Below are 14,353 nucleotides of genomic sequence, written 5' to 3' on the forward strand. Positions count from 1 at the left end.
GTATACTTATATGCGTTTACCCACCTTCAAAGCGTGGATAGGCTCATTCAGCGGCCTGTAGCATGGTGGCATTATTCAATGATTCGATCTTTACGTAACTCAGTTTCAAGGGCGGATACCATGACTCGCAACTCAGTAAAGACCTTTTTAACGTGTTTAATATCTGCGCTATTTTTTTCAATATTCCGGAATAGTTGGCTCAACGCCATGGCACCAGCTGATGTTGCCGCGCCTCTTGCCCCATGTGCAAGCGACTTAACCTTATCTTCATCTTGATCATTAACGGCTTGCTCCAACTCCTGCATGTCAGCGCTCAAGCTCTCCCAAAACATTGATAATACGGCGCGCTTCATCTCATTATCATCACTCCCAATGATTTTCTCCAACTGAATATCATCGATGAGAGATGTGCTATCTTCCATACCTCGATTGGATTGGCCAATTGAAGGCTTCATGGTATCTATACGTAGTGAACSTCCTCTAAGCCTGAGCGCTAATACACGCTTTAACGTCTCTAGCTCTACTGGCTTTGCAATATAGTCATCCATCCCAGCTCGCAAACAGTGATCTGCTTCTCCGACTAATGCATTCGCGGTAACAGCAATAATCAGCGTTCGTGGCTTACCTTCTTCGGCTTCTAAACGTCTTATCTCTGACGTCAACTCAAAACCATCCATGTCTGGCATATGGCAATCGGTGATAAGAAGCGAATAGTGACCTTGACGCCACTTCTCCAACGCTTCTCGACCATTTGCCGTCATTTCGTGTTGGTAGCCGAGTTGGCTCAGTTGTTTCGCCAGTACTAGTTGGTTGGTCGGTTGATCTTCTGCACAAAGAATCGCTCCACACTGTTTCGCATCAAATTGATTCGCATTTACGAATGCATCTCCATTACTAATCGCTTGGCTCCAGTCTACATCCGGACTTTCTAGCCCACACATAATAGCTGCGGCTATAACTAGCTCACTCGGTTTGAGCGGACAAGGGCTCAGCCAATATGCGCCAGGGTAAGTATATCTTTCAGCACCGACGGGAGGCTCCCCCAATACGATGCGACGAATATCAGGATGGTCGCTAACAAAGTCTTCACTCGCTGTGACCGCAATCATGGTCTCACATTTCCACTCGGCCCATTCAATCTTATCACCGTCTAAGACATTAGCTGGATTGAGCTGGTTGAAATGCTCGCGATAAGTTGAATATGCGCTGTTTTTTTCTAGAAAAAGGACAAAGGAAAAATGAGAAAAATCGTAATGATGGTAGCGACTATTACCATCATTAGAGCAAGGTGCCGGAATAGTAACCGTAAAGGTACTTCCCTTACCAAATTCGCTGGTAACATCAATCGTGCCCTTCATGAGGTCGACAAAGGATTTGGAGATACTTAAACCGAGCCCAGTACCACCATAACGACGCGTCGTAGAGCTGTCAGCTTGAGTGAATGGACTAAACAGTTTATCTATTTGCTCATCGGTCATACCGACGCCGGTATCTTGAATACTGACAGAAAGTCTTTGGGTACCATGGCAGTAGGATGTCCTGATAAACACATCGCTGACTTCTCTCTCCGAGCTGGTAAACTTAATTGCATTACCAAGTAAATTGAGTAGTACTTGCCTAACGCGAACGGAATCCAATGTGATAAATTCTGGTGTCGCATAATCATGTATAAAATAGAGGTTTACACCGCTTTGGTATGCATGCACCCATAGAGCTTCAAGTGTTTTCTCGATCAAATTGAGTATATTTACTTCAGTAGGGTCAAGCGACATTTGTCCGGATTCAATTTTTGAGAAATCGAGAATATCATTAATAATCTCTAAGAGTGAAAACGACGAATCACGAATCGTAGAGACCATTTGTGCCTGCTCTCTGTTTAACGCGGTTTCTTTTAGCAAATCAACCATACCGATAACGCCATTCATCGGTGTTCTAATCTCATGGCTCATAGTAGCTAAAAATCGAGACTTGGCTTGATTGGCTTTATGAGCAGCAATACTTTCTTTTTCAAGCTTCGCTTGCGTCATTCGTTCTTGAGTAATATCAAGGTTAATGCCAAATAATATTTCTTTTCCACTATCGCTATCTTTCGCTACATTACCGGCCGCTTTAACCCAATGTGTTTTTCTTGTGGTTGGATTAATTATCCGAAACTCAGCATTAAATACTTTGCTTTGGTTAAGCGCCGTTTCAACTTCGTGGACCGCGATGTCTCGGTCCTCAGGATGAAGTGTGTCACGCCAGACTTGATAATCAACCTCACTACCAAGCGAAACACCGTATAGCCGGTACATATTATCGTCCCATTTGAGCTGGCCTGTTGTAACATCCATCGACCAGTTACAAATCCTCCCCGCATCAGACGCTAACTGCATACCTCTAAGTAGTTCATCTCTAGACTTTTTCGCTGCTCGTAATTCATCCTCTATAATTTTCCGAGACTCAATATCTTCAATAACTGCAATAAAATATTTAGGGTTCTCCCATTCATCCAACACGACAGACACTGATAAGGTAGCCCAAACGAAAGTACCGTCTCGTTTGATATAACGCTTATCCATTGAAAATGAGCGTTCCTTACCTGAAATCAGCATAGCTACATTATTTTTACTCTCTGATAAAAAGTCGATATGGGTAATATCTTGATAGTTAAGTTGAAGTAGCGCTTCTTCATTGTAACCAAGTATATCGCATATTTTATCATTTACCTCAATAAAATTACCGTCAAGATCAACTCGACAGATACCAACAGCAGCTTGTCCAAATGCAGTTCGATAGATCAACTCTCGTTCTTTAAGTTCCTTTTGCAGTTTATTTTCTCTTTCTTTAATCTCTTCTTCGGCAGTAATATCTTTGATAATACCGACAAATCCTTTTTCTTTTCCAAACCATGTTTCCCCTATTGAAATTTCTATCGGGAACACCTCTCCTGACTTATGAGACCCGGTTAGCTTCGTAGGTCGCCCTATCCGCTTACGTTCACCAGTCTTGATATATTTTTCGATATATTGGTCGTGGCTAGAATGATGCGGGTCTGACATCAAAATTTTGACATTATGACCAATTAGTTCATCTCTATTTCGCCCAAACATTACTTCTAAAGAGCGATTAGAGTCGATGATAATACCGCGGCTATCGATAGCAACAATACCATCTAGCGCTGTATCTAAAACAGTTCTCAAACGTGCTTCGGATTCAAGCACAGCATTAGTTGCTTTTCTTACTTCTTGAGTTAGTAGCGCTCTCTGCTGGCGTTCAGACCTTTTAATTTCTGTAATGTCAGACTGAATTCCTATAAAATGTGTCAGCTGTCCTTTATCGTCAAAAACAGGGCTAACGTGCAGTTGATTATAAAATAGCTCACCATTCTTTCTATAATTCCTCAATACAACCGTTACAGGTATAGCTGAATCTATAGCAGATCTCAACGTAGCGACTTCTGCTTGTTCTCTATCATCGCCTTGCATAAAACGACAGTTCTTTCCAACCACTTCTTTGGATAAGTAACCTGTATGCTTTTCAAACGCGCTATTTACATAAGTGATCGGTATATCAGGAAGCCTAGCATCCGTAATAATAATACCAATATCGGCTGCATCAATCGCCCGACTCTGAATATCAAGATGAAAACGTTGCTCCTCAATTTCACGATTAAGCCTTTCCCTCTCAATAACAATGTTTTTCAAGTTGAATAGCTCTTCGCTCATTAAGCCAATTTCATCTTTTCTGCTTGCTCTTGGCAATTCAAAATTCTGCTGTCCGTTGGCTAATTTCTTCACCGCATTGGTTAGTTGGCTAAGCGGCACTGTAACTTTACGCGTCAAATAAAAAGCAATAATTAAAATAGCGCACAGTAGTAGCGCTGTCATTATAAATGAATTTTTGTACAAATTATCAGGAGCAAGAAATGCTTCACTGACATCGACGCGGATCATCGCTGACCATCCTAATCCGGGATAGTCATAAGCACCGCGAGTATGGGCATAACCGGTTACTTGTTCTACTTGCTTACGATAATGTGTCGATATATTCGAGCCATTCAAACCAGATACAGCTAAGCGCGCGCCTTCAACCCCATGAGTAGCGAGATTCAGCTGACCAAGAACTTGGAAATCTCGTTCATACGTCGCTTCATTCTGCCCAACTGGGTCATAATCAACAATGATACGTCCTTCTCTGTCTAAAATCGTCAACTCTGAACTTATAAAACCACGGCTAGACAACAAATCATACGTTTCACCAACAATCGCCTCTACTGCTGAAAAATCTACTACATTGACCCAAACACCAATGGCATCTCCTGCTTTGTTATGAATCACCGAGGCAAAAATCATATCGTAGGTGCGTGCATTCTCGTTAAATATAAAACGTTCAGGCCCAGTAACATAAGTACTCTTCGGTTTTTCGGGCACTAATGTTTGACCATTGATGACTTCATTAAACCAAATAGTATTTTTAATATCCAATGCAGAGATTCTTAACTGAGGTAACAATTTTCCATATCGATTTTTACTGTTTACCGCCATAAGATTGCCCTGAATATCAAATATTGCAATCCTCCGATATACTTTATAGTCTTCAACTAGATTATTTAACCGACTAACCACGAGTTCTTGCGAGTTACTTCCTAGTGGGTTTTCTCCCTCAATATTTCCTATAGAGAGAGGGAAGGCATTTGCGTCATGATAACGCTCAAATAGATTCCTATCGATAAGGCGAATAAGTAGTGTCGCTTCTCGTTCGATATTGGCAAGAATAGTATCTTTCAACATCTCTTTGCCTTTTGATGAGACAAAGGTAACGGATGCAAGCATCATAGCACCCAACAGAATCAATACAATTGGTAACTTTATAGAAAGTTTCATTGAGGGTAGGCTCGATTGATAAACCAGGTTTCTGATATAAAATCACTCATCGGCGCCGGTTTTGCGTAGAAATACCCTTGAGCACTATCGCAGCCTAAATGACGAAGAAACTCGACGACTTCAGCGCTCTCAACCCCCTCTGCAACCACGGTGAGCCCTAAGGCTTTGGCCATTTTAACGCTCTGCTCAACAACCGTCGCAGACTTACTATTCGTCAGGCAATCAAAAATAAAACATTTATCAATTTTAAGTTCGTTGAAGGGGATGGCATGTAACTGGGCAATAGATGAATAACCTGTACCAAAGTCATCAATAGAGAGCTTAAACTTAAGCATTCTCATGCGTAGCATTTGTGCATCCGTTATAGCTTGGTCGTCATTGAGTGCTGTTTCTGTTAGTTCGCAAACAATCTGTTGTGTCGGAATACTGTATTCTTCACTGATACCTTTTAACCAATTAGGAAAATTATCATGCTCTAGTACTCTCCCTGATATATTAAAAGAGAATGACAGCGATGAAACGTAATCCCAATTCTGCTTCACATCTTCATATGCGCTTTGGATAATAGACTTCGTCAGCGCTAAAATAAGGGTTGCATCTCCTTCTGCAGCAGGGATAAATAGATCTGGCATCAATATTTTTTGTGGCGATTCTTCTATTCTCGCCAGAACCTCAAACCCTTGAATAGCTTGTGTATTAAGATCGATTTGAGGCTGAAAATACGCCTTTACACTACCCTGTTCAATAAATTGAATAAGCTGTTCCGATGAGAGTGCTCCCTCATTCAAGAGTTTTCCCATGCTTACTGTGGGTAGTGCTGCCCAATCCAATAACATACTCTTGATATCAGCAGCGGTTAACGGCTTGGGTAAACAGCCGATAATTTGGAGGTGATAAAGACGTGCTAGCTGAGATGTGGATTGTAATACGTCTTGTTCTTCACTACTCATCAGAACAATGGCGCCTTGAAAATGACTGGCACCTAAGTATCGCAATACCTCAAAGCCATCCTCTACAGGCATATTTAAGTCACAAAAAATCACATCGATTTGGTGCTCTTCAATGACTCGTTTGGCTTCCTTACCATTACTCGCTTCATAACAGCCCTCGTATCCTAAGTTACGCAAGCAGAGCGATAATGTATGCCTCACCACCTTTTGATCATCGACTATTAATATTTGACACTGTGTCTCAGTCACTTACCAAGCCTCATCATCCCTACCGGCATATGTACCATAACCAGTCAGTACCCCAGTAATATCGCTAAAACGTCCACAGTAACTGTAGTTCATCTACAAGGGTATGAACGTTTATAAGACCAAAGTATGTGATTGTGGTAGGTAAGCTGGCTTGATCGTCGAGCCATGATTTTACAAGTTAGCCAGCACCCCTTTCACAAAGGGGGCTTTGTGCTTAACGTAAACATCTTGATCACGCACACCTTGAGCGAGTATGGCGCGCTTTTCGTTTTCGTATTCAGCGCGCACATCAGGGTTATCGAGCAAATACTGTTTGTACGCAATTTGACGATGATGCTCATCACTGTCTTTTTCAATCACGTGGGCGTGCACCAGAAAGCGCTCACCTTGAAAGATTACAGAGGCATCTTTGCGAGGCCGGTATTCGGGAAAAGGTTGATCGCTGTGCTGATCTTGAAAACCGAGGGCATAGAGGTGAGCGACAGCATCATCACGCTCGCCAGAACGATAGAGAATGGATAAATCAATAATCCCCTTGCCTCCCACTTTGGCAGACGTAGAGCCAAAATGTAGTACCTCAATACGAGGTGTCGAGATATGGTCAGACAGGGCTTGGGCAACGTCTAAGTAAATAGGACGCCAAGGAGAGAAACTGGCGTCAACTAATTGGTAAGGCTCGAGTGTGATCATGTGGCACCTTGCTGGAAAGAGGAATGCTGATAAATACGAGTGACTCGCTACGAGCAGCCTATCGACTGCCATCAGACGATGGTGTTTATCGTACCAGCAGTTCCCATGCAAACAAATCACACCTCTGTGCTAGACGCCTTCCGCGAGCTTAGGATTAGAACCGTACTGATTGCTGTTTTGATCGCCTTCTAGCGCACAGAGTACCAGTATGACCGCCATCCCAAGCAGAGGTATGAACAAAAGCAGTAGCCACCACGCTGAACGTCCTGTGTCATGTAGCCGTCTTGATGTCACCGCCAAGGTTGGCAGCAGCAAGGCTAATGAATACACCATGCTCAACACAACCAATCCCGAGAACTCTGCGACAATATTAATCGCCAACGAGATACAAAAGTTAACCAGAAAAAACATCCAGTATTCCTGGCGGTGCGCACGTCCAGAAAATGTAGCGTACTGGCGCAATACTTTTAAATACCATTCCATACGTTAATCACCTTTTAGCAATAAAGCCGATAATACGTATCTTAGAATGAGGAACGCCGTTAGGACCATGTCAGTGATAAGACATCTGACTGTTTTATCATCAGCTTGGGAGCCTTATCACTGATTTCTTACACAAATAGAAGACGGTTAGCTTTGCAAACCGGCAGCGTGCATCAAAAGCTTAAATAGCCAAGAGACAGCCCCCAATGCCGCTACACTGACTCCCCAGATCGCGATTAACCAAAGCCAACGCTGCCAAGTCGGTTTTGTCATACCAGCCATCAGTGATAGGCCTCGTCCGGATTCACTTTGCCACTAAAGACACGGTAACTCCAATAGGTGTACATCAAAATAACCGGGATGATAAACACCGCGCCAATCAGCATAAATTGCAAGCTTTGTTGTGGTGAAGCAGCCTGCCATATTGTGATGCTGGGCGGAATGATATGCGGCCAAATGCTGATGCCGAGGCCAATAAACCCGAGCAGGGTGACACACAACGCCATAATAAATGGACGATGGTGAGCCTGATCGGGACGGGTACGCCAGAGACGGAGCAAACAAAAAGCCGTCAATAAAGGAACTGGAGAGAGAATGAGCAAATTTGGCAGACTAAACCAACGGTCGGCAACCCCCGGATACGCAAATGGCGTCCAAACACTGACTATCGCGATACTTACCGCCATCAACACAACCAGTCGACGACTCAGGTGGTACATACGCATTTGCAACGCATGCTCCGTTTTCATGATCAGCCAAGTGGCCCCCAGTAAACCGTATGCAATGATCAGTCCTATGCCGCAAAAGAGAGGAAACGGTGCCAACCAATCGAGCCCGCCACCAGCAAAAGCACGCCCCTCGACAGGAAAGCCTTCAATCACCGCACCCACAGTCACCCCTTGGAAAAAGGTGGCAAAAATAGACCCGGCCATAAAGGCGGTATCCCAAAAGCCATGATGCCCGGGCAGCGCTTTGAAACGGAACTCAAACGCCACGCCGCGAAAAATAAGCGCTACCAACATCAAGGTGAGCGGGATCGTTAACGCATCAACAATCACGGCATACGCCAACGGAAAAGCACCAAATAATGCCGCCCCACCAAGGACCAACCAAGTTTCATTGCCATCCCATACCGGCGCGACACTGTTAACCATCAAATCGCGCTCTTCGCGCTCAGTAATAAACGGCATCAGGATTCCGATCCCCAAGTCAAATCCGTCCATCACGATGTACATTAAAGTGGCAAACACGATGATGCCAAACCAAATCATTGCTAAATCCATGTTTCCCCCTTACACACGGCCAGAGACAGTTAACGGTTCATGCGGTGTATCATCATGCTGATCCGGACCTAATTTAATTTGATGGATCATATAGATGTACCCCAGCCCAAAGACCAAACCGTACACCACAAAGAAACTGATCAAGCTAATACTCATGTGCAAGTCACCGTGGGCAGACACCGCATCTTGCGTGCGTAAAAGGCCATGCACGACCCAAGGCTGGCGCCCTACCTCAGTAGTTACCCAGCCAGCTAGAATCGCGACCAACCCCGCCGGCCCCATATAGAAAGCAAAACGGAGCAGCCCTTGGTGTTCAAACAGGCGTCCTTTATAGCGCTGCCACGCCGCCACTAGTCCAAGCGTGATCATCAATAGCCCTAAGCCCACCATCAGACGAAACGCCCAGAAGACCACGGGCGAATTGGGTCTGTCTTCCGCAGGGAATTCGTTTAGCGCTGGGATTTGCTCGGTCAWACTGTGTTTTAAGATCAGACTCCCCAAATAGGGAATTTCTATCTTGTAGCGGGTGGTTTCCGCCTCCATGTCCGGTAAGCCAAATAAAATAAGCGGCGTGGGTTCACCATGGCTGTTATCCCAATGTCCTTCCATCGCTGCAATTTTTGCAGGTTGATATTCCAAGGTGTTCAGGCCATGTAAATCGCCAATAAACGCTTGAATCGGCGCGGTGAACAACAGCATCCACATCGACATCGAAAACATCCGCTTTACGGCTGGGCTGCGCTGCCCTTTGAGCAGATGCCACGCCGCCGACGCACCAACAAATAAGGCACTGGATAAAAACGCCGCGATTACCATGTGCGCTAAGCGATACGGGAAAGAGGGATTAAACACCACCGCGAACCAATCTACAGGTACTACTTGACCATTGACCACTTCATGCCCTTGTGGCGTGTGCATCCAACTGTTGGAGGCTAAAATCCAAAAGGCAGAGATCACGGTGCCCAACGCGACCATGGACGTGGCGAAAAAGTGCAAGCGATCACCGACACGCTGCCAACCAAACAGCATCACACCAAGAAATCCGGCTTCTAAAAAGAACGCCGTAAGTACCTCATAAGTCAGCAGTGGGCCAGTGATACTGCCTGCAAACTCGGAAAAGCCACTCCAGTTAGTGCCAAATTGATATGCCATCACCAACCCAGACACCACGCCCATCCCGAAGTTGACCGCGAAAATTTTTGACCAGAACAGATAAAGGGTTTTGTACTCCTGCTCGCGAGTTTTAAGCCATAGCCCCTCAAGCACCGCAAGGTAGCAGGCAAGGCCGATCGTAATCGCAGGAAAGATAATGTGAAAAGAAACCGTAAACGCGAATTGGATACGGGCCAACATAAAGGCATCAAGACCAAACATACGTGAAGTCCACTTTAGTAATTAGACCAACGCGCATGGTAGAAGCCCATTTTTAATGTGCCCATACACAGACGATTCAGATTAACCTATAACAGTTTGATCTTTTCAGTGTTATAGTCTGGTTTACTTGTCGGCGATGATGGTAAGAAGATGTCTAAGTATCAGCAGCTTAGTGAGCAGATCAAACAACAAATTCAAGCCGGCATTTGGCATGTGGGAGAAAAGCTCCCCTCGCTGAGAAAACAGGCCGCTTATTCAGGGTTGAGTGTCATGACGGTACTCCAAGCCTACCAACTGCTAGAAAGCCAAGGGTGGATTGTTTCTCAGTCCCGCTCAGGTTACCGCGTCGCTCCCCATGCCGAACTCGACGATAACAAGCCAGACAGTGCGATTCACCCTGCAGAATCTGTCGATATCAATGACTATATTTTCGATGTCTTGCAAGCCAGTCGCTCTCCCGGCATGGCAAGCTATGGGCATGCCTATGTTGATCCCCTACTCGCTCCTCGCCATCAAGTAAACCGTTCGCTCACCACTGCGGTGCGCTTTATGTCGATTCATAGCGTGGTCGACAACCTCCCCCCGGGTAATGCCCAATTACGTCATCTGATTGCCCAACGCTATGCAGCGCAGGGCATGCAAATCTCACCCGATGAGATAGTAATCACAGCAGGCGGATTGGATGCGCTAAATCTTAGCTTGCGCGCGGTCACGCAGCCTGGCGATTGGGTCGCAGTCGAAAGCCCCGCGTTTTACGGCGCATTGCAAGCCCTTGAAAATCGTGGACTCAAAGCGATGGCAATCCGAACTCATCCGACGGAAGGTATTGACCTTGATGCGCTTGAACGCGCATTGCAAACGCATCCAATTCGCGCTTGTTGGCTGATGAGCAATCATCAAAATCCGTTGGGATATTCGCTGTCAGACGAGAAAAAGGCACGTCTTGCCGAGCTCGTCAATCGCTATCAGGTGTACTTAATCGAAGACGATGTCTATGGCGAACTCTACGATGGCCAACACAAACCGAAGCCCATTAAAGCATTTGATAGCAGCGGTCATATTTTGCACTGCTCATCTTTTTCAAAAACCTTGGTCGATGCCTTTCGCCTCGGGTGGGTAGCCGCTGGCGATCAAGCCCAGAAACTACAAAAGCTGCAGTTGATGAGCACGGTGACCACCAGCGTCCCCATTCAACTTGCTGTAGCCCACTACCTGCATAACCGAAACTATGAGCACCATCTAAAACAACTGCGTCGCACACTGGCTGAACGAAAAAAGGCGACCTATCAGTTTCTGATGACCCACTTGCCGCAAGGCGTTGATGTCATCAACAGCCAAGGGGGTTATTTTTTATGGATAGCTTTGCCCAAAGGCAGTGATACCACCGCGCTTTACCACCTTGCACTGAAACACCATATCAGTATCGCTCCGGGCAATATGTTTGCGACACACGCACAGTTTGCCCATTGCTTTCGATTGAATGCCTCTTACCCGCTCGATCATTCACATAAAAATGCGCTGGCAACCTTATGTGATTTGATTGCACAGCACATAAAAAAAGCTGAGCGCTAGGCTCAGCTAAAAGACAGTACCAAAAAGACCTTATTTAATGGAGAAAGGAATTGCTAAGGTTAACTTAAAGTCATCTTCGTCTTGGAATAGATTGGTATAACCTTTCCAGCTCGGTGCATCGGTATCATTGAAGTACTGCGTGAAGTAAAAACTGACCTTCGCATCTTTAAGTGCACCATTTTGAATCGCATAATTTGCAAACAGACTGTAGGAGTACTCTTTTAGATCATCATACCCTTTGGCCGATGATCCAAAGCCATAAGCACCGTTAAAGCCTGCACTAAAGCCTTTAGCCCCAATATCCGAGAAATCACGCGATAAGGACCCAAATAGCGCCAGTTCTTCATCATGGTTAAAATCCGAGCGGTTATTCCACCAAATGTCATAAGTACCGTTAGAGCCACCATATTGACTCGTCAAACGATACGCTAAGTTTTCCACCTTGGCAGGGTCTCCGGAGTCGGCTTCGGTATAGGTGGCCTCTGCTCGATACGAATACTGCCCTGATGACATACTGGTGAGCATGGCGAGTTGGAATGCAGTGCTATCATATTGTTCGTCATCATCGACCACATAAAGTTGCGGCGACCAATACACGCCACCCTCAGTGGTGCCTTTGACCTTAACGTGCGCGTTCCAACGATCACCATCCGTTAATGCACCATAGGCTGCATCAATAGAAATACCGTTTTCCATGGTATAACGCGCACCTAGTGAATACGCTGTGCCTGCATCTTCTCCGTTGGTGGTTTGAAATTCATAGGTTTCTTTAAACCAAGGGGCTTTATAGCGCTCAGAGACAACAAGACCCATATTAAGATTATCGAACTTCAGGCCTAACTCACCACCTACATGAGTGCCCGGCGCAAACGACCAGTTAACACCAATCGTACTTGGCACCGAAGGCTGAAAATAACCAAGCTTCGCTGTTACGCTTTCACCAAATTTAAATTTAGCCGCGGCGGTAGCCAGTGATACGCCATTATCTGTACATTCCTCGTCCCATGCGCCCGTACATTCGCTATCATCTGGCTCTTTATCAAAGGGATTATTCACTCCCCAAAAGTTCATTTCATGGTCGGGGCCACCGTTTTGCCACATATCAAAGGTGCTAAACGCCATCAAATCAAGGCCAACCACTTCCGCCGCGTAGCCTGAGTTAAAGGCAAGATTTGCGTAGATAGAGCCGTGGTCAAGGTTGGTTTCTTTGGTAGTATCGTTGCCATTGGCATCTGTACCTGCGCGATCACGGGCTCGCATCCAAAAGTTGAGATTGCCACTAATCGTTGCATCAGAGAAAAAAGGAGAGGTACTTGTCGAATAATCTGCTGTTGCTTCCTGTGAGAGTGCTGGCATTGCCACGCCAGCAGAGAGTACTGCCGCTGCTAATGTGGATAATTTAAAAATCTTATTCATGGAAAACTCCTGCTGCCTCCAAGATTTTTGGTTTTGCCTCTGTGCGTTATTTAGTGTTTTAGAGTTCAAAACCGATTTGAAAACCGAGCTTGTCGCCCGTGTTTTCGCCCCGCTGCTTACACATTTCGTGTAACCACATCTCCAGACTAAATACGCAGAAAAAAACATCAACATAATCTTATTTTTTGATGCGAATAATATGATAGAGGGCAAGATTCTGACAGTTTCATGACATAGATCTTACTTTCAATGAAACCACTGATAAGAGTATAAATAGATGATTTATAGAAAAAAATAAATTTACGGCCAACATGAAATAGGGTTCACGCTCCTGAGAGCTTGTCATCATAACCTCAGGCTTTTAATGCATAGCCTTCAACGTCTCACCGCTTAACTGACAAAAAACCTAGTAAAAACTGACGTAAAACCTCACAACTTGTTTAACGTTACAAATAAATAGCTTATTAAAACGCTCTAGAACTCTGTTAATTTACAACATAAATTATTTAATGACGCTTTTTAGCCGTGATCACCCGCACTAATTGATGAAACATGAAATTTTAAAACGAAAAATAAGAACAACCAATCAAAGCCATCTAAGCATGTGCAACTGACGATATTAGGGATCGTCAACGTAAGCGAAAACGTATTACTAAACATAGCGATGAACATGGACATATTGCTGATGAGAGGCGAAGGGAGTTAAACCTTTAAAAACAAGACCATCATCAAAGGTTCATGACGAGCACGGTCCGTCAAGCGGTTTTGCGTGATAACTTGGTCAATACTTAATAGGAAAATCAGACACGTCGTCTGTAACGATAACCAGCTGAACAGGGATCCACTGTAAATGAAAGGACTTCGTTGGGTTGCGCCACCGCTTATTCTTGCCCTTGGCTACCTTGCCTATACGGCAATCGCTGCGACTGAACCTCAAACTGAGGCAGACATTGTTTCACAAGCCGCGCCAGTGGTAGAAACCCAAGTCATCTCTCCGATGCAACACCAAGTGGTACTCCGCGCTCACGGTGAAGTGATGCCGCTTGAGAGCACCCAAGTCGCGGCTCAGGTTTCAGGCGAAGTGGTCAGTTGGCATCCAAGCTTTGTTGCTGGCGGTATTGTGAAACGTGGAGAAATCCTTTTTGCCATTGAACCCGATAATTATGAGGCTGCTGTGCTAAGCGCTGAAGCGGATCTCGCCAGTGCCAAAGCCGCGCTGATTGAAGAACAAGCGCAAGCCGCTGTCGCTAAGCGACAAGCGAAGACACTCCCTGCCTCACAAGTAACAGACTTGTACTTGAGAAAGCCTCAAGTTTTGAGTGCACAGGCGCGCGTCAAATCCGCACAGGCCGCGCTCAAACGCGCACAGCGCGATCTTGAAAACTGTAAGGTGACGGCACCTTATGATGCGTTAGTAGTATCTCGCGAAATTGGGGTTGGCCAATACATCAACGTCGGAACGCCTATCGCT

10 protein-coding genes are annotated in these 14,353 nt (G+C 45.3%); 2 read left to right on the top strand and 8 right to left on the bottom strand.

The annotated features are described in order from the left end of the window. Positions 1-71: 71 nt before the first annotated feature. From BZG83_RS13660 to BZG83_RS13690, 7 genes are all read right to left on the bottom strand, one after another. Positions 72-4,865: a PAS domain S-box protein gene (locus BZG83_RS13660; RefSeq protein ID WP_077481311.1), complete on the bottom strand. Its 4,794-nt coding sequence runs from the start codon at positions 4,863-4,865 to the stop codon at positions 72-74. Further along, positions 4,862-6,064, bottom strand: coding sequence for an EAL domain-containing response regulator (locus BZG83_RS13665; protein WP_241825798.1), 1,203 nt, complete (start codon positions 6,062-6,064; stop codon positions 4,862-4,864). Before BZG83_RS13665 ends, BZG83_RS13660 begins: the two co-directional genes overlap by 4 nt. A gap of 171 nt (positions 6,065-6,235) precedes the next feature. Continuing rightward, positions 6,236-6,754 (bottom strand): GrpB family protein, encoded by a 519-nt coding sequence (locus BZG83_RS13670; RefSeq protein ID WP_077481313.1) that lies wholly within the window; start codon positions 6,752-6,754, stop codon positions 6,236-6,238. 129 nt (positions 6,755-6,883) lie between these two features. Next, entirely contained in the window at positions 6,884-7,237 is a 354-nt protein-coding gene (locus tag BZG83_RS13675) for a DUF805 domain-containing protein (protein WP_077481315.1), read from the bottom strand. Positions 7,238-7,384: 147 nt separating this feature from the next. Next, a complete protein-coding gene (locus BZG83_RS13680; RefSeq protein ID WP_077456798.1) occupies positions 7,385-7,510 on the bottom strand; it encodes a DUF2474 domain-containing protein in 126 nt (41 codons plus the stop codon). 8 nt (positions 7,511-7,518) lie between these two features. Beyond that, a complete protein-coding gene (cydB, locus tag BZG83_RS13685) occupies positions 7,519-8,520 on the bottom strand; it encodes a cytochrome d ubiquinol oxidase subunit II (protein ID WP_077481317.1) in 1,002 nt (333 codons plus the stop codon). 9 nt (positions 8,521-8,529) lie between these two features. Beyond that, positions 8,530-9,894: a cytochrome ubiquinol oxidase subunit I gene (locus BZG83_RS13690; protein ID WP_077481319.1), complete on the bottom strand. Its 1,365-nt coding sequence runs from the start codon at positions 9,892-9,894 to the stop codon at positions 8,530-8,532. A 150-nt stretch (positions 9,895-10,044) separates the two neighbouring features. Here BZG83_RS13690 and BZG83_RS13695 point away from each other — a divergent pair, with 150 nt between their 5' ends. Then, positions 10,045-11,466: an aminotransferase-like domain-containing protein gene (locus tag BZG83_RS13695; RefSeq protein WP_077481321.1), complete on the top strand. Its 1,422-nt coding sequence runs from the start codon at positions 10,045-10,047 to the stop codon at positions 11,464-11,466. 30 nt (positions 11,467-11,496) lie between these two features. Here BZG83_RS13695 and BZG83_RS13700 read toward each other — a convergent pair whose 3' ends face one another. Continuing rightward, positions 11,497-12,882 carry a multidrug transporter gene (locus tag BZG83_RS13700; RefSeq protein ID WP_077481323.1) on the bottom strand — a complete coding sequence of 462 codons (1,386 nt, stop codon included), beginning with the start codon at positions 12,880-12,882 and terminating at the stop codon, positions 11,497-11,499. 850 nt (positions 12,883-13,732) lie between these two features. Between BZG83_RS13700 and BZG83_RS13705 the strand changes: the two genes are divergently transcribed. Beyond that, positions 13,733-14,353 (top strand): efflux RND transporter periplasmic adaptor subunit (locus tag BZG83_RS13705; protein ID WP_131825091.1); only part of this gene is annotated, 621 nt, incomplete at its 3' end.

The organism is Salinivibrio sp. PR919 (assembly GCF_001995355.1).
Lineage (GTDB): Bacteria > Pseudomonadota > Gammaproteobacteria > Enterobacterales > Vibrionaceae > Salinivibrio > Salinivibrio proteolyticus.

Bases quoted from the DNA above. Each gene is read 5' to 3' on its own strand.
- BZG83_RS13670 (WP_077481313.1), bottom strand. From the start codon at position 6,754: ATGATCACACTCGAGCCTTACCAATTAGTTGACGCCAGTTTCTCTCCT.
- BZG83_RS13675 (WP_077481315.1), bottom strand. From the start codon at position 7,237: ATGGAATGGTATTTAAAAGTATTGCGCCAGTACGCTACATTTTCTGGA.
- BZG83_RS13680 (WP_077456798.1), bottom strand. From the start codon at position 7,510: ATGACAAAACCGACTTGGCAGCGTTGGCTTTGGTTAATCGCGATCTGG.
- cydB (WP_077481317.1), bottom strand. From the start codon at position 8,520: ATGGATTTAGCAATGATTTGGTTTGGCATCATCGTGTTTGCCACTTTA.
- BZG83_RS13695 (WP_077481321.1), top strand. From the start codon at position 10,045: ATGTCTAAGTATCAGCAGCTTAGTGAGCAGATCAAACAACAAATTCAA.
- BZG83_RS13700 (WP_077481323.1), bottom strand. From the start codon at position 12,882: ATGAATAAGATTTTTAAATTATCCACATTAGCAGCGGCAGTACTCTCT.